The 23,422-nt window shown below is 64.7% G+C and carries 27 protein-coding genes; 12 read left to right on the top strand and 15 right to left on the bottom strand.

Annotated features, from left to right (window positions below; translation table 11 throughout):
• Positions 1-103: 103 nt before the first annotated feature.
• From FXB40_RS35685 to FXB40_RS35675, 3 genes are read right to left on the bottom strand one after another with little or no spacing between them, the layout of a single operon-like run.
• The gene (locus tag FXB40_RS35685) at positions 104-913 is read right to left on the bottom strand and encodes an isocitrate lyase/PEP mutase family protein (RefSeq protein ID WP_148776972.1); all 810 of its coding nucleotides are present in this window, start codon (positions 911-913) and stop codon (positions 104-106) included.
• A 51-nt stretch (positions 914-964) separates the two neighbouring features.
• Positions 965-1,315 (bottom strand): antibiotic biosynthesis monooxygenase family protein, encoded by a 351-nt coding sequence (locus FXB40_RS35680; protein WP_148776971.1) that lies wholly within the window; start codon positions 1,313-1,315, stop codon positions 965-967.
• A gap of 25 nt (positions 1,316-1,340) precedes the next feature.
• Entirely contained in the window at positions 1,341-1,649 is a 309-nt protein-coding gene (locus FXB40_RS35675) for an NIPSNAP family protein (RefSeq protein WP_148776970.1), read from the bottom strand.
• A 149-nt stretch (positions 1,650-1,798) separates the two neighbouring features.
• On the opposite strand from FXB40_RS35675, the gene FXB40_RS35670 reads away from it, so the two are divergent.
• The 3 genes from FXB40_RS35670 to FXB40_RS35660 all read left to right on the top strand — a co-directional run bounded on the left by FXB40_RS35670 (position 1,799) and on the right by FXB40_RS35660 (position 4,051).
• The gene (locus FXB40_RS35670; protein WP_187437377.1) at positions 1,799-2,497 is read left to right on the top strand and encodes an ArsR/SmtB family transcription factor; all 699 of its coding nucleotides are present in this window, start codon (positions 1,799-1,801) and stop codon (positions 2,495-2,497) included.
• A gap of 103 nt (positions 2,498-2,600) precedes the next feature.
• On the top strand, positions 2,601-3,608 hold the full coding sequence (locus tag FXB40_RS35665; RefSeq protein ID WP_148776968.1) for an alpha/beta fold hydrolase: 1,008 nt from the start codon (positions 2,601-2,603) through the stop codon (positions 3,606-3,608).
• A gap of 197 nt (positions 3,609-3,805) precedes the next feature.
• A complete protein-coding gene (locus FXB40_RS35660; RefSeq protein WP_027535705.1) occupies positions 3,806-4,051 on the top strand; it encodes a GCG_CRPN prefix-to-repeats domain-containing protein in 246 nt (81 codons plus the stop codon).
• 31 nt (positions 4,052-4,082) lie between these two features.
• On the opposite strand, the gene FXB40_RS48320 is transcribed toward FXB40_RS35660, so the two are convergent.
• From FXB40_RS48320 to FXB40_RS35650, 3 genes are all read right to left on the bottom strand, one after another.
• Positions 4,083-4,244 (bottom strand): hypothetical protein, encoded by a 162-nt coding sequence (locus tag FXB40_RS48320; protein ID WP_187437398.1) that lies wholly within the window; start codon positions 4,242-4,244, stop codon positions 4,083-4,085.
• Positions 4,174-4,443 carry a twin-arginine translocation signal domain-containing protein gene (locus FXB40_RS35655; protein WP_148776966.1) on the bottom strand — a complete coding sequence of 90 codons (270 nt, stop codon included), beginning with the start codon at positions 4,441-4,443 and terminating at the stop codon, positions 4,174-4,176. The genes FXB40_RS48320 and FXB40_RS35655 overlap by 71 nt, the downstream gene beginning before the upstream one ends.
• A 201-nt stretch (positions 4,444-4,644) precedes the next feature.
• A complete protein-coding gene (locus FXB40_RS35650; RefSeq protein WP_148776965.1) occupies positions 4,645-4,959 on the bottom strand; it encodes a hypothetical protein in 315 nt (104 codons plus the stop codon).
• A gap of 108 nt (positions 4,960-5,067) precedes the next feature.
• On the opposite strand from FXB40_RS35650, the gene FXB40_RS35645 reads away from it, so the two are divergent.
• The 3 genes from FXB40_RS35645 (at position 5,068) to FXB40_RS48315 (ending at position 8,093) form a co-directional block, all read left to right on the top strand.
• The gene (locus tag FXB40_RS35645; RefSeq protein ID WP_148776964.1) at positions 5,068-7,026 is read left to right on the top strand and encodes an alpha/beta hydrolase domain-containing protein; all 1,959 of its coding nucleotides are present in this window, start codon (positions 5,068-5,070) and stop codon (positions 7,024-7,026) included.
• Between the two features lie 179 nt (positions 7,027-7,205).
• Positions 7,206-7,847 (top strand): glutathione S-transferase family protein, encoded by a 642-nt coding sequence (locus FXB40_RS35640; protein WP_148776963.1) that lies wholly within the window; start codon positions 7,206-7,208, stop codon positions 7,845-7,847.
• A gap of 93 nt (positions 7,848-7,940) precedes the next feature.
• Positions 7,941-8,093, top strand: a complete 153-nt coding sequence (locus FXB40_RS48315) for a hypothetical protein (protein WP_187437376.1) — start codon at positions 7,941-7,943, stop codon at positions 8,091-8,093.
• Between the two features lie 9 nt (positions 8,094-8,102).
• Here FXB40_RS48315 and FXB40_RS35635 read toward each other — a convergent pair whose 3' ends face one another.
• Positions 8,103-8,450 carry a hypothetical protein gene (locus tag FXB40_RS35635; RefSeq protein WP_148776962.1) on the bottom strand — a complete coding sequence of 116 codons (348 nt, stop codon included), beginning with the start codon at positions 8,448-8,450 and terminating at the stop codon, positions 8,103-8,105.
• 107 nt (positions 8,451-8,557) lie between these two features.
• Complete coding sequence (locus tag FXB40_RS35630) at positions 8,558-10,090, bottom strand: acyl-CoA carboxylase subunit beta (protein WP_148776961.1); 1,533 nt, start codon at positions 10,088-10,090, stop codon at positions 8,558-8,560.
• A gap of 146 nt (positions 10,091-10,236) precedes the next feature.
• On the opposite strand from FXB40_RS35630, the gene FXB40_RS35625 reads away from it, so the two are divergent.
• The 3 genes from FXB40_RS35625 (at position 10,237) to FXB40_RS35615 (ending at position 12,462) form a co-directional block, all read left to right on the top strand.
• Entirely contained in the window at positions 10,237-10,641 is a 405-nt protein-coding gene (locus FXB40_RS35625) for a DUF4260 domain-containing protein (RefSeq protein ID WP_148776960.1), read from the top strand.
• 162 nt (positions 10,642-10,803) lie between these two features.
• The gene (locus FXB40_RS35620) at positions 10,804-11,400 is read left to right on the top strand and encodes a hypothetical protein (RefSeq protein WP_187437395.1); all 597 of its coding nucleotides are present in this window, start codon (positions 10,804-10,806) and stop codon (positions 11,398-11,400) included.
• A 69-nt stretch (positions 11,401-11,469) separates the two neighbouring features.
• Positions 11,470-12,462: a dienelactone hydrolase family protein gene (locus FXB40_RS35615; RefSeq protein WP_148776958.1), complete on the top strand. Its 993-nt coding sequence runs from the start codon at positions 11,470-11,472 to the stop codon at positions 12,460-12,462.
• 125 nt (positions 12,463-12,587) lie between these two features.
• Here the strand turns inward: FXB40_RS35615 and FXB40_RS35605 are convergent, their stop codons facing one another.
• The 3 genes from FXB40_RS35605 to FXB40_RS35595 are packed head-to-tail and all read right to left on the bottom strand — an operon-like array spanning position 12,588 to position 15,322.
• Positions 12,588-12,851 carry an EscU/YscU/HrcU family type III secretion system export apparatus switch protein gene (locus tag FXB40_RS35605; protein WP_148776956.1) on the bottom strand — a complete coding sequence of 88 codons (264 nt, stop codon included), beginning with the start codon at positions 12,849-12,851 and terminating at the stop codon, positions 12,588-12,590.
• Positions 12,848-14,473, bottom strand: a complete 1,626-nt coding sequence (fliK, locus tag FXB40_RS35600; protein WP_187437375.1) for a flagellar hook-length control protein FliK — start codon at positions 14,471-14,473, stop codon at positions 12,848-12,850. Before fliK ends, FXB40_RS35605 begins: the two co-directional genes overlap by 4 nt.
• A gap of 54 nt (positions 14,474-14,527) precedes the next feature.
• Positions 14,528-15,322 (bottom strand): ATP12 family chaperone protein, encoded by a 795-nt coding sequence (locus tag FXB40_RS35595; RefSeq protein ID WP_148776955.1) that lies wholly within the window; start codon positions 15,320-15,322, stop codon positions 14,528-14,530.
• Positions 15,323-15,429: 107 nt separating this feature from the next.
• Between FXB40_RS35595 and FXB40_RS35590 the strand changes: the two genes are divergently transcribed.
• Positions 15,430-15,876 (top strand): hypothetical protein, encoded by a 447-nt coding sequence (locus tag FXB40_RS35590; RefSeq protein WP_148776954.1) that lies wholly within the window; start codon positions 15,430-15,432, stop codon positions 15,874-15,876.
• A 51-nt stretch (positions 15,877-15,927) separates the two neighbouring features.
• Here FXB40_RS35590 and FXB40_RS35585 read toward each other — a convergent pair whose 3' ends face one another.
• The 4 genes from FXB40_RS35585 to FXB40_RS35570 all read right to left on the bottom strand — a co-directional run bounded on the left by FXB40_RS35585 (position 15,928) and on the right by FXB40_RS35570 (position 20,268).
• Positions 15,928-17,142: an RluA family pseudouridine synthase gene (locus FXB40_RS35585; RefSeq protein ID WP_148776953.1), complete on the bottom strand. Its 1,215-nt coding sequence runs from the start codon at positions 17,140-17,142 to the stop codon at positions 15,928-15,930.
• Positions 17,139-17,456 carry a HigA family addiction module antitoxin gene (locus FXB40_RS35580; RefSeq protein ID WP_148776952.1) on the bottom strand — a complete coding sequence of 106 codons (318 nt, stop codon included), beginning with the start codon at positions 17,454-17,456 and terminating at the stop codon, positions 17,139-17,141. Before FXB40_RS35580 ends, FXB40_RS35585 begins: the two co-directional genes overlap by 4 nt.
• Before the next feature lie 77 nt (positions 17,457-17,533).
• Entirely contained in the window at positions 17,534-18,868 is a 1,335-nt protein-coding gene (locus FXB40_RS35575; RefSeq protein ID WP_148776951.1) for a replication-associated recombination protein A, read from the bottom strand.
• On the bottom strand, positions 18,865-20,268 hold the full coding sequence (locus FXB40_RS35570; RefSeq protein ID WP_187437374.1) for a DegQ family serine endoprotease: 1,404 nt from the start codon (positions 20,266-20,268) through the stop codon (positions 18,865-18,867). Before FXB40_RS35570 ends, FXB40_RS35575 begins: the two co-directional genes overlap by 4 nt.
• A gap of 316 nt (positions 20,269-20,584) precedes the next feature.
• Between FXB40_RS35570 and FXB40_RS35565 the strand changes: the two genes are divergently transcribed.
• On the top strand, positions 20,585-22,204 hold the full coding sequence (locus FXB40_RS35565) for an OprO/OprP family phosphate-selective porin (RefSeq protein ID WP_148776950.1): 1,620 nt from the start codon (positions 20,585-20,587) through the stop codon (positions 22,202-22,204).
• 165 nt (positions 22,205-22,369) lie between these two features.
• Positions 22,370-23,383 (top strand): zinc-binding alcohol dehydrogenase family protein, encoded by a 1,014-nt coding sequence (locus tag FXB40_RS35560; RefSeq protein ID WP_148776949.1) that lies wholly within the window; start codon positions 22,370-22,372, stop codon positions 23,381-23,383.
• Positions 23,384-23,422 lie beyond the last annotated feature (39 nt).

Raw genomic sequence — 23,422 nt, 5'->3', positions numbered from 1 at the left:
GCAACAGCGGCGGGATCGAAAGGTCCCGCCGCTTTTCATTTGGGCTTTATTGTTTGAGCATGATCTTTCCGGAAAACCGCTGCACACTTTTCCGGATCATGCTCTAGCTGAACATCTTGTTGAGCTCGCCGCCGGGATAGCCGCCGGCGAGCTCGCCAAACGTCCCCTTCTCCGCCATCTCCTTTGCCGCGCGCATGAAGCCGCCCCAGGCGGCGCGGGCGAGCGAACCGCCGACGCTGATCCGGCGCACGCCGAGATCTTCGGCTTCCTTCAACGACAGGCCGGAGCCGCCGATCAGCAGGTTGAACGGTTTTGGTGCGACAGCCTTTACCACTGCCGCGATGTCCTCGCGCGTCTTCAGGCCGGGCGCGTAGAGACAGTCGGCACCGGCATCCGCGTAAGCGGTGAGCCGGTCGATGACGAGCTTGAGTTCGGTGACGCCCCAGAGGAAGGCCTCGCAGCGGCCGACCAATAGCGTGTTGCTATCGCCGATCGCCTTGCGCGAGGCCTTGATGCGCTCGACCGCGAGTGCGCGCTCATAGATCGGCTTGTCCTTGTCGCCGGTGGAGTCCTCGATCGACAGGCCCGCAACGCCAGTGCGCACGCCGCGCTCGACATTGTCGGCGACCTTGTCCGGCTCAACCGCGAAACCGCCCTCGAAATCCGCATTCACGGGAATGTCGACGGAAGAGCTCAGTGCTGCCAGATGCTGACAGACATCCTCGACGGTGACGCGGTTGTCGGCCTTGCCGATGGTCCAGGCAAAGCCCGCGCTCGACGACGCAAGCGCCTTGAAACCGAGATGCTGCAACGCCTTGGCGCTGCCGACATCGACCGGATTGGGCAGGATGAAGCAGCCACTCTCGTGCATCTTCCTGAATGTCGCGCGCTTGTCAGCAGTTGTCACATGCATGTTTCTCTCCCTTGTTGGCTGCGCAGACATAGGGCTGCGCGCCCGGCCGCGCTAGTGCGCATCGTGCACCGCGCGACTGTCCTTCGGCGCCTCGTCGCGATCGTTCATGCCGTAGTCCCTGATGACGCTGGCGATGCGCAGATGATAGTCGGCAAATATTTTTGCCCTGCCCTTGGCCTGGGTACGGCGGTGCTCCATCGTGTTGCGCCAGGCCTGGACGGCGGTCTCATCCCGCCAGAATGACAGCGACAGGAGCTTGCCCTTCTCGGTCAGGCTTTCAAAACGCTCGACCGAGATGAAGCCGTCGATGGTTTGCAAGGCTGGCTTCAGATCGGCCGCGAGGTCGAAGTAGTCCTGGCGATGCTCCGGCTTGGGCCAGACTTCGAAGATCACGGCGATCATGGGCGGCTCCTCAATCGTTGCTGGCCTACACTACCACCTTGCGCAGGAAGGTGCGCTCCTCCGCGAGGATGAATTTGTTGTCCTCGGCGAAATGGAAATTCGCCATGCCTTCGGCATCCTGCCGCAGCCGCGCACGATAGGCCTCATAGGCCGCAAGGCTTTCGAAGGTGATCAGCGCGAACGCGATGTTGTTGGTGCCCTCATGCGGCATGAAATAGCCGATCAGGTCGCCGCCGCATTTCGGGATGATGGTGAGCCAGCGTTTTGAATAGTCCTCGAACTGTGCGCGCTTGAAGGGATCGAGCTGGTAGCGGATGAAGACGGTGACGGACATGATGGGCTCCCTGAGTTTCCATTGCGAAAAGCGCGAGCAATACCGTCGCCGCTGAAGCATCTGGATTGCTTCGCTTCGCTCGCAATGACGTGTTTGCAGCAACACGCTACGCCCTTGCCCGACCACAATGCTTCGGCTACCATCGAAGCATGAAATCAGGACCCGACATCGCCATGGTCGCCGCGCTGGTCGGCGACCCCGCCCGCGCCAACATGCTCACGGCGCTGATGAACGGCCGCGCGCTGACCGCGAGTGAGCTCGCACAGGAAGCCGGCATCACGCCGCAGACAGCGAGCTCGCATTTGGCAAAACTCGAGGCCGGCGGACTGCTCGAGCCGGAGAAGCAGGGCCGTCACCGCTACTACCGCCTCACCGACGACGACGTCGCCGGTGTGCTCGAAGGACTTGCCGGCCTTGCCGCACGCACCGGCCATATGCGCGTACGCACCGGGCCGAAGGATCCGGCGCTGCGGCGCGCGCGGATCTGCTACGACCATCTCGCTGGCGATCTCGGCGTGCAGATGCTGGATTCGCTGCGCACGCGAAACCTGGTCAGGCAGAAGAAGCAGGACATCGAGTTGACCGCCGGAGGCGAGCGCTTCCTCGCCAGGAATCTGCAGATCTCGCCCGATATGCTCAGCCATCCGCGCCGCCCGGTCTGCAAGGCCTGCCTCGACTGGAGCGAGCGGCGCCACCACCTCGCCGGCACGCTCGGCGCCGCCATGATGCAGCGTTTCGCCGAGCTGAAATGGGCGGCGCGCGACGCCACCCCCGGCAGCCGCGTGGTGAATTTCACCCGCACCGGCGAGAAGCAGTTTGCGGCGCTGTTCGGCAGCGGCAAGGACTGATCACACGTTTGCGTGTGAATATGGACTCTCGTCATGGCCGGGCTTGACCCGGCCATCCACGCGGTTATGCGAACGGTCATTCCGTGACCCGTCAGAGACCTCCATGATCCGCATCCTTCCGGCCGCCCTCGCCGCGGTCCTGCTCGCTTCCCCACTCACCGCCCGTGCCGCCGACACACCCCAACGCGAGCCCTACGGCATCGCGCTCGAAGGCTTTGCCTATCCCTATCCCGTGCACTTGCTGCCGGTCGTCAATGACGGCGAGCAGCTCAGCATGGCCTATATGGACGCAGCACCTGCGCAGCCGAACGGCCGCACCGTGGTGCTGCTACACGGACGCAATTTTCCGTCGAGCTATTGGGCGCCTGTCATCAAGATGCTCAACGACGCCGGTTATCGTGTCGTGGTGCCGGACCAGATCGGCTTCGGCAAATCGTCGAAGCCCACCGGCGAACTGCATTTCGACACGTTGGCGCGCAACACCATCGCGCTGCTCGATTATCTCAAGATCGACAAGGCCGATGTCGTCGCGCATTCGCTCGGCGGCATGCTGGGCGTGCGCATCGCCCGCGCCTACCCTGATCGCGTCGCGCATCTGGTGCTGACCGCGCCGATCGGCCTCGAAGACTATCGCCTCTACGTGCCGCCGACGCCGACCGAGAAGATCATCGAGAGCGAGGACAAGCTCACCGCCGACGGCTACCGAAAACAGCTCCAGACCAATTACGCGATCAAGCTGCCGCCTGAGGCGATCACGCCGTTCATCGATGCCCGCTTCAACATCAAGGGCAGCCCGGATTATCCACGCTGGCTGCGCGCCTTCGTCTCATCCGGCCAGATGATCTATCGCGAGCCGGTCGCGCACGAGATTCCGCTCATTACCGAGCCGACGTTGTTCATCATGGGCGCGGACGACCACAACGCGCCGGGCCGGCCGAATGCGCCGGAGGCACTGCGCGCAAAAATGGGGCAGAACGCCGAGCTGGCAAAAGCGTTCGCGGCGAAGATGCCGAATGCGCGGGCTGAAGTCATTCCGGACACGGGCCACCTCGTCTTCCTGGAGGCGCCGGAGAAGTACAAGGAGCTGGTGCTGGGCTTTCTCGGCCGCTAGCGCCATCCGTGTCGCCTGAGGCTGTACGCGCGAAATGTTCATGCCGCATTCAGGTCATGATTGGCAGGTTTGGATCGCGCCGTGCCGGCACGTATCTCCCTAAATTTAACGTGTCGAATCGTGTCTTTTGATTCATTGTGCGCCGCAAGCGCGCAGCCCCCAGAGACTTGCCCCAAGGACGAGAAGGAAGAGACCATATGAAATATCTGTTTGCCGCCGTGATGCTCGCCAGCGCGGTCGTTGGTTTCAGCGAAGCGGCAAGCGCCGCTGGTGGCTGCGGCCCAGGCTGGTACCGCGGCCCCTATGGCGGCTGCCGTCCGATGGGCCGTGCGGTCGTCGTCGCCCCCGCTCCGGTCGTCGTCGCCCCGCCGGTCGTCGTCGTGCGTCCGCGCGTGTGCCCCTATGGCTTCCGCTGGTACGCCGGCCGCTGCCGTCCGTTCTGATTTCTCGCACTTGCGAAATGGTCGCGCGGCATCAGCCTGCGCGGCCATTTTCGTTAAGAGGCTTGGCCCATAGCAAAAAGGGGATCGCAATCGCGATCCCCTTTTTCAGTTCAGCCGCGGCGTTACCAATGACGCCAGTGGCGGCGGTGCCAACGACGGCGCCAGCCCCAATGACGGTGATGCCAGTGGCCATGCCAGTGCACCTGCTCCGGCTTGAGTTGGGCTGCTTCCTCGCTGCTGGTGACGGCGGGATGAGCGTCAGGATTGGCGAGCGGCATGCCGCCATTGCCGAGCGGTTGCGGCGCCAATGGCGCGGCCTGCGCGGCGGCGGTGAACGCGGCGGCTCCCGCCGCGACACCGCATGCAAGTTTCAAAAAGTTTCGGCGCTCCATGGCATGTCCTCTGCTCTGATCGGTTAGGTGATGCAGAGGAAGTGTCGGGCTCGCGACATGAACTGCCGCTGAATCGCGCGTTCAGGTTCATTGCAAAGATGACAGCTTCGTAGCCCGGATGGAGCGTAGCGCAATCCGGGATTCGTGCCGCGGCGAAGACCCCGGATTTCGCTGCGCTCCATCCGGGCTACAGGGCCATGCCTAGCCGCTAAATTCCTGCGCCAGCACCAGCGTCTCGCGCGAGCGCTTCACCTCGGGCCAGTCGCGGTTGAAATCGGCGACGAGCTTTGTCAGCGCGTCGCCCTTCAGCATCGCCTGAAGCTTGGCCTCGTCATCGAATTGATACATCGCCTGGTGCAGCGAGAGATCGTCCAGGCTCCAGAACCGCCAGGCTTTGCTGACGCCGAACGCCTTCACCGCGTCGGGGACGTGCTCGGTCTCGTACCATCTGTCGAAGGCGGCGCGCTTTTTGGCATCGGTGACGATGGCGCGGACGACGAAGTAGGCGGCGGGCATCGGATTTCCTCCTGTTGTTTGGCCGCAGCATAGCTGGTTATAGTGCCGGCAACAAAAAGCCCGCGCGACGGAACATGACGATCGCGCGACAGCAGGGAAGGACCGGCCATGCGCAGGATCATCACGGGCATCATCGCGATCGCCAGCCTTGTCCCCCTCGCCTCGCGCGCCGAGATCGTCCGCTTCGATATCACGGAGCGCGTGCCCGCCTTCACCGGCCGCAGTTTTGGCACTGTCGGCACCTATGAGCGCATCACCGCGCGCGCGACCTTTGCACTGAACCCGGCCGACGACCGCAACGCCGTCATCACCGATCTCGCGCTGGCGCCGCGCAACGCCGACGGCAAGGTCGAGGCCACCGCCGACGTCGTGATCCTGCGCCCGACCGATCCCGCCCACGGCAACGGCACGCTGTTGCTGGACGTGCCCAATCGCGGCAGAAAACTCGCGCCGCAACTGTTCGACGATTCCGCCCAGCCCGGCGCCAACAATGCCGACAAGGCCGATGACGCCGGCATCGGATTTCTGCACCGCCAGGGCTACACGATGGTCTGGGTTGGCTGGCAGGGCGACATTCCCTCCAAGCCGGGGCAGCTCGCGATGACCGCGCCTGTCATCAAGACCATCACCGGCCCAGCGCGCGAAGAATTCGTGTTCGACACCACAACCAGCCCGGCGCGCGCGACGCTGACCTGGCCCGCGGCGGATGCCGCCAACCTCAACGTCACCGTCCGCGCCGCCTGGGCCGATCCGCGTCAGACGCCGCCCGGCCTCGCCGCAAAGCTCGTCGATCCCTCGACCGTGGAGATCACCCGGCCCGACGGCTTTGACGCCGGCGCGCTCTACGAGATCACCTACACCGCGCGCGATCCGGTGCCGCTCGGCATGGGTTATGCCGCCGTGCGTGACGTCGTCAGCTTCCTCCGCCATGACGAGACACAGGCCAACCCGCTGCTCGACGGCCTGCATCCGTCGGTCAGCCGCGCCATCGGTTTCGGTGTCTCGCAATCCGGCCGCTTCCTGCGCGACTTCCTCTATCTCGGCTTCAACGAGGATCTCCAGGGCCGCATGGTGTTCGACGGCTTGATGCCGCATGTCGCCGGCACGCGGCGGATGGCGACCAATGTCCGCTTCGGCCAGCCCGGCCGCAACCCGCGCCACATGCAGGACCCGGCGTGGCAGGCCGATCTCTTCCCCTTCACCTATGCGACGCTGAGCGATCCCTATTCCGGCAAGACCGATGGCGTGCTGCGCCGCTGCTCGCTCTCGGCCACCTGCCCCAAGGTGATGCAGACCGACAGCGAGCATGAATGGTGGGCCTCGCACGCCTCGCTGCTGGTGACCGACCTCGCCGGCAATCACCTCGACCTCCCCGACAACGTCCGCGCCTACATGATCGCGGGCACGCCGCATTTCGCGGAAGCCACTGATGTGATGAAGAAGGGCCTGCCGGCGATGTCGCTGCCGCAAAACCCGATGCATGCGGGCGGACCGATGCGCGCGCTGCTGACCGACCTCAACGCCTGGATCAGCGACGGCACAAAACCGCCGGCAAGCCGCGTCCCCATGCGCGCCCACGGCACGCTGGTCGCGGCGCAAGGCGCGGTGCCGACCGACATTCCCGGCCTTCCCTACGCCGGCATTCATACGCTGACCGCCTTCTCCGACCAGAGCGTGCTGCCGCCGAAGGAGATCGGCCGCTATCCCGTGTTCGTGCCGAAGGCAGACGATGACGGCATGGCCATCGCGGGCATTCGCCAGCTCGCACTTGCCGTGCCGCGCGCGACCTACACCGCCTGGAATCCGCGCGCGACAGGGTTCGGGCCGCCGGCGCTCTATCCGCTGCAAGGCGCGGTGGTGCCGTTCGCACCGACAGAAGCCGCGCGGAAGGAAGTGCACGATACGCGCCTGTCCATCGCGGAGCGATACGCGGATGATGGGGCTTATGTTGCGGCGGTACGACGCGAAGCGGCACGGCAGGTCGCGGAGCGGATTCTGTTGCCGGAGGATGCCGAGCGCGCAGTGGAGGCGGCAAAGCAAGGCAAGCTCGCGAAGCTCGGGCAGTGACACAGGTCCGTAGCGCGGATTAGCGAAGCGTAATCCGCAAATGCCTCCGTCCGCGAAGCAGACATTGGTGGATTACGCTTCGCTAATCCACCCTACGAATCCTGCAAAAAAACTCCGCCCCCATGTCGGAACGCGCCGCCTCCGTCCGTCCTATGCTTGAGACAGCACGGAGACACCGCATGCCCGACCTCACCCTGATCACCTACGACTGGGTTCCCCCGCCGCCGCGTGGCTATGTACGCGACCTTCGTGTGCGCTGGGCGCTCGAAGAGGCTGCCTTGTCCTATCGCGTCGCCAGCACGCCATTCGACGACCGCGGACCTGCGCATCTGGCGCACCAGCCATTCGGCCAGGCGCCATGGTTGACCGATGGCGATCTCTCGATCTTCGAGACTGGCGCAATCCTGCTGCATCTCGGCGGACTGAGCGACGCGCTGCTGCCGGCCGATCCGAGCGACCGCAGCGAGGCGACGGAATGGGTGTTCGCCGCGCTCAATTCAGTGGAGATGGCGAGCCTGCCGTGGACGATGCTGAAGTTCATGGGCGAGCCAGGATCGAAATTCTTCGACAACTTCATCGAGCTTCGCTTGAAGCGCATGGAAACGGTGCTGGCCGACCGCGAATGGCTGGCAGGCTCCTTCTCCGTCGCCGACATCCTGATGGCGGACGTGCTGCGCGTCGTCGAACGTTTCGACGGGCTCGCCGACAGCCCTGCCTGCCGCGCCTATGTCGCGCGCGCAACGGGCCGTCCGGCATTCGCAAAGGCGCGCGCAGACCAGATGGCGCATTTCGCGGCGGCGGATGTGGCGCGCGGAGCGTGACCCACCGCATATAATTAACCGCGGCTTCGCCATACGCTCACGGCCACTGGAACGAAGCAATTTGCCTCAAACTACCACGGCGGAAGGTGACACATGGCCCGCATTGACTATCTCAGAGAGCAAGTAGCCCGTGCCGAGCGTCTGGCGAAGGCGATCCTCGACCAGCAAACCGCGGAACGGCTTCAAGCCTTCGCCGCGCAATGTCGCGCGGAAATGCAGGTTCTGTCTTTCAAGACTGCCGCGTAAGGCAGCGCGTCACATCAGTTTCATCGGTGTATCGGCGACCACACGCAGGTCGATCCTGCCGATCAACGCGGAACGGCGCGCTTCCGCAGCACCGATCGCATCGTCCGTCTGCCGCAAGGTGCTGATGTTCGAGCCGAGCGAGACGATGCCGCCCAGCACCAGCGCGATCGATCCGAGCGCGGCGGTCTGACCAAATCCGAACAGTCCGAGGATGGTGACCAAGAGCAGCGCCACGCCGCTGCCGATCGCTATCTTTGATGCCAGGATGTATTTCCGGCATCGCTCGGCGATCTCGGCAAGCCGCTCGATCCGATCTTCGATGTCGGAAATCTCGTCGGTCGGATCGTCTTCGGTCATCGGATTGAGCATACCGATTGTAGGGCGGATTAGGCGCAGCCGTAATCCGCCGCGTGCATGTCGAAAAGATCGGCGGATTACGCTTCGCTAATCCGCCCTACGCTCCCCTACAACGGCAAATTGTCGTGCTTCTTCGCCGGCGTTTCCACCTTCTTGTCTTTCAGCATCGAAAGTGCCCTTGCGATCCGCTTCCGGGTCGAGTGCGGCATGATGACGTCGTCGATGTAGCCGCGCTCGGCGGCGATGAAAGGGGACAGGAAGCGGTCTTCGTATTCCTTGGTGCGGGCGGCGATCTTGTCGGGGTCGCCGATGTCAGAGCGGAAGATGATCTCGACCGCGCCCTTGGCGCCCATCACCGCGATCTGGGCGGTCGGCCAGGCGTAGTTCATGTCGGCGCCGATTTCCTTCGACGCCATGACGTCGAAGGCGCCGCCATAGGCCTTACGGGTGATGATGGTGACCAGCGGCACGGTGCACTGCGAGTAAGCGAACAGGAGCTTCGCGCCGTGCTTGATCAGGCCGCCATATTCCTGCGCGGTTCCGGGTAAGAAGCCCGGCACGTCGACGAAGGTGACGATCGGGATGTTGAAGGCGTCACAAAAGCGCACGAAGCGCGCGGCCTTACGTGAGGCGTCAGAGTCGAGCACGCCGGCCAGCACCATCGGCTGGTTGGCGACGAAGCCGACGGTGCGGCCCGCGATGCGGCCGAAGCCGGTGACGATGTTCTTGGCAAAGGCGTCCGCGATCTCGAAGAAGTCGCCCTCGTCCACGACCTTCAGGATCAATTCCTTCATGTCGTAGGGCTTGTTCGGATTGTCCGGGATCAGCGTGTCCAAGGACATGTCGAGCCGGCCGATGTCGTCAAAACTCGGCCATTCCGGCACGCCGTCGGTGTTGTTGGACGGCAGGAAGTCGATCAGGCGCCGCATCTGCAAAAGCGTCTCGACGTCGTTCTCGAAGGCGCCATCGGCGATCGAGGAGCGCGTGGCGTGCACCGAGGCACCACCGAGCTCTTCGGCGGTGACGACCTCGTTGGTCACCGTCTTCACCACGTCCGGGCCGGTGACGAACATGTAGCTGGTGTTCTTCACCATGAAGATGAAGTCGGTCATCGCCGGTGAATAGACGTCGCCGCCGGCGCAGGGGCCCATGATGACGGAGATCTGCGGGATCACGCCCGAGGCGAGCACATTGCGGCGGAACACGTAGGAATAGCCAGCCAGCGCGGCAACGCCTTCCTGGATGCGCGCGCCGCCCGCGTCATAGAGGCCGATGATGGGCGCCCGCGCCTTCATCGCCATGTCCTGGAGTTTCGTGATCTTGAGCGCGTGGGTTTCCGAGAGCGACCCGCCGAACACCGTGAAATCCTTGGCGAACACAAACGTCTTGCGGCCGTTGACGGTGCCCCAGCCGGTGACGACGCCGTCGCCGGGGATCTTGTTCTTCTCCATGCCGAACTCGGTGGAGCGGTGCTCGACGAACATGTCGAACTCCTCGAACGATCCCTTGTCGAGCAGGAGCTCGATGCGCTCGCGGGCGGTCAGCTTGCCGCGGGCGTGCTGCGCCTCGATGCGCTTCTCGCCGCCGCCGAGCTTCGCACCGGCACGACGGTCTTCAAGGGCGTCCAGGATATGTTTCATTTGCTCCCGCCAGTTCTTAAGCCTTAAGAGATGCGGGGTTCTAACACGGCATTTTACGAAGCGGGAAGCCGCTTTCGGCGCCGCAGGGCTGCCTTGCCGCAGCGTGAAAGCGCAAGGAATTACAAAGTTTTGCCTGGGAGGCGACGATGGACGAGAGAGCTGCTGACGCCGGCGCCGTGACCGGCGGCGTCAGGATTCTGCTGCGGCTCGAGGGGCTCGCTTTGTTTGCCGGGATGACGGCGCTCTATGCGGCCTGGGATGGTTCCTGGACGGTCTATCTGCTGCTCTTCCTGGTCCCGGATCTGAGCTTCCTGGCGTACCTGTCGGACGCCAGATTCGGCGCGCTGATCTACAATGCCGCCCACAGCTACATGGCGCCGGTGACGCTCCTGACGTTCGGTTTTGGCCTCGCCTCGCCCCTCACTTTGTCCATCGCGTTGATCTGGCTCGCCCATATCGGCATCGACCGGGCGCTGGGCTATGGCCTGAAATATTCGGCAGGATTCGGCTTCACCCATCTGGGGCGGATCGGCCGGCAGAAGGACGCCTGATCTCCCGCACGGGCGGCGGGATGGCCGCCATTTTGTCAGCTCCCGCCGGTTGACCGGGCCTGCCGATTCAGGCTTGCTCCAAGCTTACGATCAGGCGCCGAATGTTGCGTGAGCTCAGTCGGTACGGCGGCGGTCATCACGTCCGGCTGCAAGCATCACCTCATGTCCGCCAAGGTCGTTCCCCTGCCCCCGAACAGCGCGTCCGAGACCACCGATTTCCTGCGGCGGATGGCCAGCATGGTGTCGGGACGGAACGGCGAGACGCTGCTGCGCGCGGCAAGCCTGATTGAATCGCTGACGCAGCGGGCGATGTCGGCCGAGCGGCTGTTTCACGAGCAGCAGGAAGAGAGCAAGCGCCATGCTCAACGGCATGAGGCCGCCGAGCTTGCCTCCGACGCGATGGCCAGCCAGATCGCTGCGCTGCGGGCACAGCTTGCAGAAGTGACCGCAGCCGCAGCAGCCGAGCGGGCCGCGTTCGACACCGAGCGCGGCAAGCTGCTCGACCTGATGCAGAATGCGGAAAGCCACATCGGCAAGCTCACCACCGAGCTCGACACACTGCGCACCTCCGTCGACAGTTTCAACGAGACCGCCGTCGCCGTGCCGATCGAGGTGCTGCGGCTGGCGCGCACCCAGTTCGACCATCTCTCGCGGGGTTTTGAGCGGAAGGGCGACGTGATCTCGCAGGCGATGAGCGAGATCGGCGGCTTCGCCATCGACCAGGCGCTGACGGCGAAGAAACCTGCCGACAAGGCCTGAGGCTGCCGCGCAAATTGACAGCGCGCACTCCGGTTGATCTACTTCCCAAAAATCATAAGGGAGGATCCGATGCCGACGGCATTCCGCGTCGCTGCGACGCTCATTGCGCTCTGCATTTCCACCGGGCTCGCCAGCGCTCAATCGCTGCCCAAGGACGCCCCGGCCCGAACAGAAATCTTCCCGATCCCGTCCCTCACCCTCTCCGACCAGCAATTCCTCAGCGGCGATGCCGCGGCCGGCAAGCCGGTCACGGTCGCCGGCGAATTCCGCGTGGCGCAGGGTACCGGCAAGATGCCGGTCGTGGTGCTGATGCATGGATCGAGCGGCGTCGGCGCCACCACGGACGCCTGGGTGCACGAATTCAACGCCATGGGCATCTCGACCTTCGTGATCGACGGTTTTACCGGCCGCGGGCTGACGGTGACGGGGCCGAACCAGGCCCTGCTTGGCCGGCTCAATCTGATCATCGACATCTACCGCTCGCTGGACATTCTGGTGAAGCATCCCCGCGTCGATCCTGACCGCATCGTGCTGATGGGTTTTTCACGCGGCGGACAGGCGGCTCTGTATGCGAGCCTCGGCCGCTTCAACAAGCTCTGGAACAAGTCCGGCGTGCAGTTCGCGGCCTACATTCCGTTCTATCCGGATTGCTCGACGACGTACCAGACCGACACCGAGGTCGCAGCGCGCCCGATCCGCATCTTCCACGGCACGCCGGACGATTATAATCCCGTCAAGAGCTGCAAGGCCTTCGTCGAGCGGCTCAAGGCCGCCGGGCGCGATGTGGTGCTGACCGAATATCCCGACAGCGCCCACGGCTTTGACAGCGGCCTGCTCGGCGTCAACACGGTCACGGTCTCGGCCAATGCCCAGACCGTGCGCAACTGCCATATCAAGGAAGGCGACGGCGGCGTGCTGATGAACGGCGATATGAACGCGCCCTTCACCTACAAGGACACTTGCGTCGAGCTTAACCCGCATGTCGGCGGCAATCCCGCTACCGCCGCGGAGTCGCGGAAAGCAGTGGTGGAGTTTTTGCAGGCGCTGTTCAAGCTGGGATAGGTGCTCTCCGTCATTGCGGGCGCAGCGAAGCAATCCAGAATCTTTCCACGGAGGGACTCTGGATTGCTTCGCTGCGCTCGCAATGACGCGTGGAGAGAGACGCGCTCACGCGCCAGCTTCATGCGCTAGCGCGCCCGGCCCGACAGCCGCAGCACGAACACCAGCACCTCAGCCACCGCCTTGTAGAGATCAGGCGGAATCTCCTCGCCGAGCTCGACCTTGGAGAGCGCGCCGGCCAAAATCTCGTTCTCTTCGATCGGGATGTCGTTGGCCTTGGCGATCTCGACGATCTTGGCACCGATCGTGCCCTTGCCCTTGGCGACGACGACGGGCGCATTGGTGCCCTTCTCATAATGCAGCGCAATGGCGAGCTTGGATGGATCGCTCATGTGGCGCGATCCAGAAAATGCCCGGCGCGCGCGGGCGCTGCTTGCGGCGGGGTACCGTCGCGCACGACGATATCGCCGGGCTTGAGCTCGGCTTTGGTCAGCGCCTGATTGAGCTCACCGATCCCGGCGCGGAGCTGCTGCGCCGTCGCCGGCCGTTCGGCCCACATCCGCACGAAAGTCTTGTCGCCGTTGAGCGTGATCAGCGCGTGCACGGGTCCGCTCGGCTCGACATTGAGCGTGAAGCGCGCGCGCCAGGCGCGCTTGGCGGGATCGGCCTGCTCGTTGCCGCCGTCGCGCGAGATCTCGAACTGCGCCATCGCGGTGCCTTGCGCCGTCGCAAACGGAATCTCGAAATTCCACTGCGGCACGCTCGGATCGATGCGATGGCCGCTGGCATCGAGGCGGTCGGGCAGCGAAGCGACCTGCAGCAGCGTCTGCCGCGCGATCGCGGCATCGGTGTCGTCGAGCAGACGATGCACGGTCGCGGCGAGCGGCGTGTTTGGCGTGAGCGATGGTGAGGCAACCGCTTGCGGCGCCGGCAACGCACCGCGAAACGGCGGTGGCGTCGTCATCCGCGCGGCCGCTTCGAAGAGATGGCTGTCAGGCACGGCCTTGGTGGCGCCCGGCACATTCCCGGTGAGGCGCGGCAGATTTTGCGTAACCTCTTGCAGCAGGCTCGCGGCAAGGCCTGCGGAGATCGTCCGCGGCAACGCTGCCTGCGGCCGATCGACCATGTCGGCAAGCACAGTGGCCACGACATTGGCGTTGCGCTGCATTTGCGCCGATTGGGCCACCTCTGCGTCAGGCGGCGTCGCTTGCACAGCCTCGCCTGCAACTTGAGGCGGCGAGCTTGCGGCCTGCCCCGAGGCGACGGCGTTGGTCGCAACCGCAACGGCCTGTGTCGGTGGCGCGGCAGTCTCGATCGTTCCTGATGTCGCGGCCAGCGTCTGGCGCAGCACCAGCAGCACTGCCTTCAGGTCGGGCACCGCCCCCGACGGCGGCGTCGTGCCTGCGGCAAGGGAAGCCTCGAGGAACAGGCCGGACTTCTGGAAGGCGGATTCGATATCGCCGCCATCAAGCGCGGTGTTGAGCGGCGTCTGTTGCGCCAGCACATCCAGCACGGCCTGCTTCAGGCCGGCCGGCAGATCGCTGCTGGTCACGACGGACGCCAGATTGGCGAACAGCGGCGCCTGGCTGGCCTGTTTCGTCACGGCCTCGGCCGAGGCTGCGGTGACGGCGACCTGCTCGGTCGGCGTCAGGGGATTGCGGCCTGCGGTCGCGGATGGCGCAAGCGGCGGGCTGTCGACCAGCGAGGCCGCCGTCGGCGTCAGGGTGACCTGATCTGCGCTCGCCTCGCCTGCCCCGTTGACCACGGCGAGACGAATCGTGCCGTCGTTCTGCGACACCGCGAGATGAAGGTTTTGCCCAGGGGTCAGCGCCACCTCGGACATCACATCCATCGACAGATTGGCGATCGCGATCCGCACCAGGTTGTCGGCGAGCACGCTGACGACTTTGGCATCGACCACGCTGCCGGCCTGCAGCACAAGATCGGACGTCGCCGCATCAGCAACAGAGCTGGCGGCACTGACGGGAACGATCGAGCTTATCGGCGTCGGCATCTCAGGGCCCAGGGAGCACGAATCCCACCCTAGGGCCCCGTCGTAAACCTCTCGTTAAGGACCTTTGGCCGCGAGCAGGTTCACGGCCGCCAAGACCGCCACAGCGGCGTTGAAATCCCGCAGCCGGGTGGCCCGGCGGGCGGCCGCCTCCTCGTCCACGCCCCACTGGTCGATGTTCCAGTCCTCGTCGACATGGGCGGCGGCCCAGACCTGGCCGGCGTCCCGCGCGCCATGGGCCAGCGCCAGCGCCAGCAGCGCCGAGCCGGTCAGGGTCGTGACGATATGGAGGGCGGCGACCGACCAGGGATCCCCCGGCAATGCGGCGCGGGCGGCCCGCAGCGCCTCGTCAGGTTGCTTCACATGCATGACGCCTTCAGAGAGGATGAAATGCGCCCCTAGCGCCTCCGCCGCCCAGAACAGCACAGGGTCCCACTGCGCGGCCTCGCGGGCGACCAGCCCTTCGGGGTGGCCGGCGCGATAGAACAGCAGGTCGGTCTCAAGGTATTTTGCGAGGTCATCCGTGACGAGTTCGACGCGGTCGACCACGCCCTCGACCACGCTGTTGGCGATCCGCGTCAGCGGCATGGTCACGGGATCGAGCGCCTCGCCTTGGGCTGCCCATTCCGCGGCCACGGCATCCGCCAACGCCCGCGCGGGGATAACCACCTGGCGGGCGGAGGGCGTCCGGATCGGCTTGCCGTCGAGCGTGATGGCGAAGCCGCCCTCGGCCTCAGCAACGCCCACCTCCTTGTAGAAGCGCTTGCGCAGCGGCGTGCGTGCGGACGCGCGCGACGATTCCCGCGGATCCCGCGGGGGCTGGCCGGCAGCTTCTTCGAACAATTCGCGCATGTGAGTTTTCGGTCTCCGCCGCTGAATGCAGGTTTTTAAAGTAAGATCGGCTTTCAAAGTAAGATCGGCTTTTAAGGTAAGATCGGCGGCCGATAAAGCGAGCGGGCATGAGGGAACTTGCGGGCATTGCAGCCCTGTTCGCCGGGCTTTGGCTGGCAGCGGCCGAGGCCGGCTTCCGCACCCCGGAATCGCTCGTCCGCAACGTCTACGCCTATTATGGCGAGGGCGCGCCGGAGCTGTCCAAGGGCCTGCCGCGGGATGAGGCGACCAGCCGGCAGTTCTTCGACCCCTCCTTACGCAAGGCGTGGAGCGGCCCACGGACCGAGCCCTACGATTTCCTGGTGCAGAGCCCGAGCTGGAAGCTCGGCCCGGTGGCGATCGCGATCATCCGCAGGCAATACGACAAGACTTATGTTGCAGCGAATTTCGACAATCACGGCCGGCCGGTGACGCTGAACTTCATCCTGGTCAACGGTCCGGAGGGCTGGCTGATTGCAGATGTCGAGAGTCCGCATGATAGTTTGCGGATGTTTCTGGAGCAGTTTCGGAATTAGCCAGCGCCGTCATTGCAAGCGCAATGACGAGGCTGGTAGCGGGTCTCAGCCCTACTCCTCCGGCGCGTTCTCGATCGGGTCGAACCGGCTCGCGTCCAGCCCGAGCAGATTCCACGACTGCTGCATGTGCTGCGGCAGCGGCGCGGTGGCATCGATGACGCCGCCGCGCGGATGCGGGATGACGATACGCCGCGCGAGCAGATGCAGTCGGTTTTGCAGGCCGCCCGGCAACTGCCAGTTCTCGATGTTGAAATATTTGGGATCGCCGACGATGGGATGGCCGATATGCTCCATGTGCGCGCGCAGCTGATGCGTTCGCCCCGTCACCGGCTTCAGCGACACCCAGGTCAGCTTATTGCCGGCGGTCTCGACCACCGCGTAGTACGTCACTGCGTGGCTCGCGCCCTCGTCGCCATGCTGCGCGATGCGCATGATGGTGTCGTCCTCGCTCTCCTCCTTGGCGAGGAAGGTCGAGATGCGGCCCTGCTTCGGCTTCGGCAGGCCCGGCACCAGAGCCCAATAGGTCTTTCGCGCCGAGCGCGAGCGGAACGCGCCGGTCAGATGCGAGGCGGCAAAGCGTGTCTTGGCGATTAGCAGGCAGCCTGACGTGTCCTTGTCGATCCGGTGCACAAGCCGTGGCTTCTGGCCCTTGGAATCGCGCATCACCTCGAGCATCTGATCGATGTGTCGCGTCGTGCCGGAGCCGCCCTGCACCGCAAGCCCAAACGGCTTGTTCAGCACGAGAACGTCGTCGTCCTCGTAGATCGTCATCTCCTTCAACGCGGCAAGCGTCTTCTGTGCGCCTTCCGACAGTTCGCCCACCGCCTTCGGTGTGTCGAGCTTCAGCGGCGGAATGCGGACGCTCTGCCCCTCCTCCAGCCGGTCCTTGCTGTCGACCCGCTTGCCGTCGACGCGCAGCTCGCCCTTGCGGACGACGCGCTGGATATGAGAGAATGACAGGCCGGAAAAGCGCGCTTCGAGAAAGCGATCGACGCGCATGTTGTTCTCGTCGGCCGTCACCTTGACGGTCTGCACCTTGGTCGGCAGCAGCGCCTCGACGGGTTTTGCCGCAACCGGCTCTTCCATTGCAGCTTTGGGCACACGCCGCTCGGCGCGCTCGGCCGCAAAGCGTGGCGGCTTGCCGCTGGGCTTACCGCCCGGACGCGGCCCGGCGGTCTTCGCGCCGCGTGCCTTGAACGGGCGCGCGTCCTTGCGCTCGTCGCGATCCCGAGGCTTCGGGTTCATTCTCTTGATGCGGCGGCTCATCCGGTTTTTCCAAGCTTTCGTGTCGACTGCGCGTTGGCGCGGCGGGGCAGCGACGCAACCTGCGCGCCGACCTCCTTCTCCGCCAGCCGCAGCTCATATTGCTGTTGCAGGTTCATCCAGAATTGCGGGCTGGTGCCGAACCAGTGACCAAGACGCAGCGCCGTATCGGCGGTAATGCCGCGTTGTCCGTTGATGATGCCGGTGATGCGATTGACCGGCACATCGATCTGACGCGCCAATTCTGCGGCCGTGATGCCGAGTCCGCGTAGCTCTTCGGCGAGGTGCTCGCCGGGATGTGTGGATGAATGGGGCATGGAACTTCTCCAGCCGAGTAGCAACATTTACGCGTTACGTAAACCGTAAATGTACGCCCTTAGCGGCTTGGAAAGCTCTACTTCCCGCCCCGCTCCTTGCGCAACTTGGCCCAGTAATCCAGCCGTTTGCGGATCTCCCGCTCGAAACCGCGTTCGGGCGGGTCGTAGAAGGTCTGGCGGCCCAGGGCTTCCGGGAAGTAGTCCTGGCCGGAGAACGCGTCGGGGGTGTCGTGGTCGTATTCGTAAGCTGCGCCGTAGCCCTCCGACTTCATCAGCTTGGTCGGCGAGTTCAGGATGTGCTTGGGCGGCAGCAGCGAGCCGGCCTGTTTGGCGACCTGCATCGCCGTGCCGAAGGCCGTGTAGACCGCGTTCGATTTCGGCGCGGTCGCGAGATAGACCACGGCCTGCGCGATCGCGAGCTCGCCTTCGGGATGGCCGAGGAAGTCGAAGGCATCCTTGGCGGCATTGGCGATGACGAGGGCCTGCGGATCGGCAAGGCCGATGTCCTCCACCGCCATGCGCACGACACGACGCGCCAGGAACAGCGGGTCCTCGCCGGCGTCCAACATGCGTGCGAGATAGTAGAGTGCGGCGTCCGGATCGGAGCCGCGCACCGACTTATGCAGCGCCGAGATCAGATTGTAATGGCCGTCGGCCGACTTGTCGTAGATCGGGGCGCGGCGTTGCAAAATGTCCTGCAACTGCGCGGCGTTGAAAATCTCATCCGCCCGCGCCGAACGCCAGACCTCTTCGGCAAGAGTCAGCGAGGCACGGCCATCACCATCGGCCATGCGCACCAGCACGGCGCGCGCCTCTTCATCGAGCGGCAGCTTGCGGCCCTCGACCTCCTCGGCATGCGCGAACAGTTTTTCGATCGCGGCGGCATCGAGCGAGCGAAACACCAGCACGCGCGCGCGGGACAGAAGCGCCGCGTTGAGCTCGAAGGACGGGTTTTCGGTGGTGGCGCCGACCATGACGACGGTGCCGTCCTCCATCACCGGCAGAAACGAGTCCTGCTGGGCGCGGTTGAAGCGGTGCACCTCGTCGACGAACAGCAGCGTACCCTTGCCCATCTCGCGACGGGCACGCGCGGCATCGAATGCTTTCTTCAAGTCCGCGACGCCGGAGAACACCGCGGAGATCTGCTCGAAATGCAGATCGGTCGCATCCGCCAGCAGCCGCGCCACCGTGGTCTTGCCGGTGCCGGGCGGCCCCCAAAATACCAGCGAACCAAGCGTGCGGGTCTCCAGCATGCGCGTCAGCGCGCCGTCGGGGCCGAGGATGTGATCCTGGCCGACGACCTCCGACAGTGCACGCGGCCGTAAGCGATCCGGCAGCGGGTGCGGGGCTTCTTGATCGAGCCCCGCCGCGGCAAAGAGAGTTGGCGTCTCCTGTGGTCGTTTCGGACTCATCCGCCCAGCGTGACATTGATCTGCTGGCCGCCGCGCACCAGCGTGATGCGCCAGAGCCGCTGGCTTACGCCCGCCGCCTTCTCGAGGTCGCCGGTCTTGCCGATCTTCTGGTTGTTGACGGTCAGAATGATGTCGCCCTTCTGGAAACCGACCTGAGCGGCCGGCGAGTCATCACCGAGCTCGGTGATGACGACACCTTCGGTATCGGCATCGAGATGGAGCTCGTCGGCCACCGCAGGCGTGATGCTCGAGACCTTCGCGCCCTGGAACGGCGAACGTGCGGTGACGACGAGCTCGTTACGCCCGGTATCCGGCGCGGTCTCCAGCGCCACCGCCAGCTTGGTCGGCTTGCCGGCACGCTGTACGTCGATCTGCGCCGTGCCGCCGAGCGGGCGGGTCGCGAAGCGGTAGTCGAACGCGTTGGGATCGTCCACGGTCTGGCCGTCGATCCCGGTGATGAGGTCGGAGGATTTCAGACCCGCCTTCGCGGCGGGTCCGTTGGGGACGACGCTTGCGACCAGCGCGCCGCTAGGCGAGCGCAGGCCGAGGCTCTCGGCGATCTCGGGCGTCACCGCCTGCAGCTTCGCCCCTAGCCATGGCCGCTTCACCGCCTTGCCGCCGCCCTTGGCGGAGGCGACGACGACGCGCACCATGTTGGCGGGGATCGCAAAGCCGATGCCCTGCGAGCCGCCGGAGCGCGAGTAGATCGCGGTGTTGATGCCGGCGAGCCGTCCGTTCATGTCGACCAACGCGCCGCCGGAATTGCCAGGATTGATCGCAGCATCTGTCTGGATGAAGAACTGGTAGTCGGTGATGCCGACCTGCGTGCGCGCGAGCGCCGAGATGATGCCGTGGGTCACGGTCTGGCCGACGCCAAACGGGTTGCCGATCGCCATCACGACGTCGCCGACCATCAGCTCATCCGAATTGGTGAATTCGAGCGCCGGAAACTTCTCCTTGGTATCCTTCAGACGCAGCACCGCGAGATCGCTGCGGGGATCCTTGAGCACGATCTCGGCCTCGAACTCGCGCTTGTCCGATAGCGATACCTTCACCTGGTCGGCGCCCTCGATGACATGGACGTTGGTGACGACGAGCCCGGAGGAATCGACGATGACGCCCGAACCCAGCGACCGCTGCACCTGCTCCTGCTGCTGGCCGCCGCCGAAGAAACGGCGGAAGATCGGGTCGTCCAGCAGCGGATTGCGGTTCTGCACCACCTTGGCGGCATAGACGTTGACGACCGCTGGCTGCACCCGCTGCACGATCGGCGCATAGGACAGCCGCAGCTCAGCCGGCGACGACGGGACACGACGGTCCTGCGCCGCGGCCGGATTGAAATGGGCCGAAAAGCCTATGCACAATGCCGTGACGATGGCGGTCCAGTTCGCTCGAAACATTCCTACCTCTTGGAAAAGACGCCGGAATATAGGCGCGTTCGCCCCCCAATAGAAGGGCGCCGGGCGGCAATATTCGGGCCCCTTCCAGTGTGGCCGGCATGCCAGCTCCGCGTACAAAATGACAATTTGGGAGGCGCGGCACATTGGCATGATGCGCGTCATCTTGCATGCTGCCGAGTGGCGGATTCGGCTGCGGCGAATTTGCATCAGGCGGAACCATTGCAGCCGTGGCGCGCTGTCGCGGGACAGTCATCGATCATTCTTAGGCTCTCCCGTTACGACTTGGGGAAGTTGGTCTAATCGATGGAGCGGTGACGTGAGCAGGACAAGAATTACAGCCACGGCGATTGGTCTCGCCGGCGTGCTGGTGGCCTCGCAGGCCCAGGCACAATCAGCAAGCAGCGATCAGGAGATTGCACTGCTGAAACAGCAGTTGAAGATGCTCGAGCAGAAGCTCGACAAGCTTCAGAACCAGACTGCCGCGAACACGGCGGCCGCGGCAAAGACGAAGGCAGAAGCGAAAGCCGAGGCGCGCTCGGAGGCGAAGGCCGTGGTCGCCAACGCCAACGCCGCCATTCCGGTCAAGGGGCCGGTCGCGCCATCCGGCGTCGTGGTGACGATGCCGAACAACCGGCCGACCATCTGCACCGCGGACGGAGCGAACTGCGTCGCGATCACGAGCCGCGTGCACTGGGACGTCGGCGGCTACGACTATCGTCCCAATTCGGCCGGTACAGTGCCGCAGAAGCTCGACAGCGGCGAAAACGTCCGCCGCGCCCGTATCGGTGTGGTCGGAAAACTCCTCGAAGACTGGAATTTCGCGCTGATCTACGATTTTGGCGGCACGGCTGACGGATTTGGCGGCACCGGCGCTGCCGGCGCGGTTCCTGTCGGCTTCCTGCCCGGCGGCGGCACATCCGGCATCGAGAACGCGTTTATAAGCTACACCGGACTGAAGCCGTTCGGCGGCAAGATGGCGATCGAAGCCGGCGTCATGGACCTTGCCTGGACCATGGATGAATCCATGAGCTCCAACGATATTCCCTTCATGGAGCGCGCCTCTGTCGGCGTGATCGCGCAAAATATCGCCGCCGGCGATTTCCGTTCTGCCGTTGGCACCCGCTGGTACAACGACGTGTTCTGGGCCGGCGCTTACGCGACCGGCCCGACCACGGGTGCCATTCACTCGGCCTCAACCGCTTCACCTCCCGGCACGAGCGAGCAATACGGCGCGACCGCCCGCGTTGCAGGTCAGGTCGTCAGCGGCAACGATTATTCCATGCATCTCGGCGCCGATGCACAGTGGCTGATCCAGCCGCCACGCAATCTGATCGCAAACACGCAAACACTCACGCTGAGCGATCGCCCCGAGCTCCGCATCGACCCCACGACGCTGATCTCGACCGGCGCGATCCCCAATGTTTCGGGCGCGCAGGTCTACGGTGTGGAAGCCGCGGGCACCTATGGGCCGCTCTTCGTCCAGGGTGAATACTACTGGTTCAACATCGATCGCAACGCGAATACCGCCGTGGCGCCGATCAGCACTTCGAGCCTGAATTTCCAAGGCTATTACGCGGAAGCAGCCTATGTCCTGACGGGTGAAAGCCGCAAGTACAATCCGGGCAATGCGGCCTATGGCGGCGTCAAGCCGACGAATCCGTTCTCGCTGGCCGGCGGTGGCTGGGGCGCCTGGGAAGTCGCGGGACGCGTGAGCCAGATGGATCTCAACGATAAGATCGCGTCTGCCGCCGGCATCGCCGGCGGACGCCAGACCGTCTATACGCTGGCGCTCAACTGGTACGTCAACGGCAACGTCCGCTTCATGCTCGACTACCTGCATGGCACGGTATCGAAGCAGCCGCTCCCGCCTGCGGCGTTCGCGAATACAGGCGCGAGCTTCGACGCCGTGGCGATGCGCACGCAGTTCGCATTCTGACCTGACGTCGCGTTCTGACAAAAAGCGCCGGGAGCGGCATGGGCCGCTCCCGGCGCAATGGTATCCAAACGGGTACTATGTCCCCGAATTTGCAGTACTTGCCAAATGGGAGCCATGGCGACAGTTAGAGCGGCAGGCGAATACGCCATCTGATGGAGACAAGCCATGAAGGCCGTCGGCTACAAAAAATCGCTTCCGATCGAAGATCAGGACGCGCTGATCGATTTCGAGACCACCAAACCCGAGCCCAAGGGACGCGACATCCGCGTCGCCGTGAAGGCGATCTCGGCCAACCCGGTCGATTACAAGGTGCGCAAGCGCGCCGCCCCGCCCGAAGGCGAGACCAAGATTTTGGGCTATGACGCAGCCGGCGTGGTCGACGCCGTCGGCCCCGATGTCACGCTGTTCAAGCCGGGCGACGAGGTGTTTTACGCGGGCTCGATCCAGCGCCCGGGCACCAACTCCGAATTCCACCTGGTCGACGAACGCATCGCCGGCAACAAGCCGAAGTCGCTGTCGTTCGCGCAGGCCGCCGCCCTCCCCCTCACCTCGATCACCGCCTGGGAATTACTGTTCGATCGCCTCGGCGCAGTCCCCGGCAAGAGCGTCGATCCGCGCACGCTGCTCATCACCGGCGGCGCCGGCGGTGTCGGCTCGATCCTGATCCAGCTCGCGCGCCGCCTCACCGGCCTCACCGTGGTTGCGACCGCGACGCGGCCGGAGTCGCAGAAATGGTGCCTCGATCTCGGCGCGCATGCGGTGATCGATCACGGCAAGCCGATGAAGGAGCAGATCGAGAAGCTGAAGCTGCCGCCGGTCGCGCTGGTGGCGAGCCTCACCTTCACCGACCAGCACTACAAGAGCATTGCCGAATTCATGGCGCCGCAGGGCCGGTTCGGCCTGATCGACGATCCCCCGGAATTCAACGTGAGCGCATTCAAGGGCAAGGCGATCTCGGTGCATTGGGAGTCGATGTTCACGCGCTCCTCGTTCCAGACGCCCGACATGATCGCGCAGCATCATCTGCTCAACGACGTCGCCGACCTCATCGACAAGGGCGTGCTGCGCACCACGCTCGACCAGACCCTTGGCACGATCAACGCAGCCAACCTCAAGCGCGCGCACGCGCTGCTCGAGAGCGGCAAATCGCGCGGCAAGATCGTGCTGGAGGGCTGGTAGGCAACCACAACGTAGGCGCGTAGCAACCATTAAGAGCTA

It is taken from the genome of Bradyrhizobium rifense, assembly GCF_008123425.1.
Classification (GTDB): domain Bacteria; phylum Pseudomonadota; class Alphaproteobacteria; order Rhizobiales; family Xanthobacteraceae; genus Bradyrhizobium; species Bradyrhizobium rifense.
The sequence above is the reverse complement of the archived record's forward strand: the minus strand, read 5'-3'. Positions and strand labels throughout refer to the sequence as shown.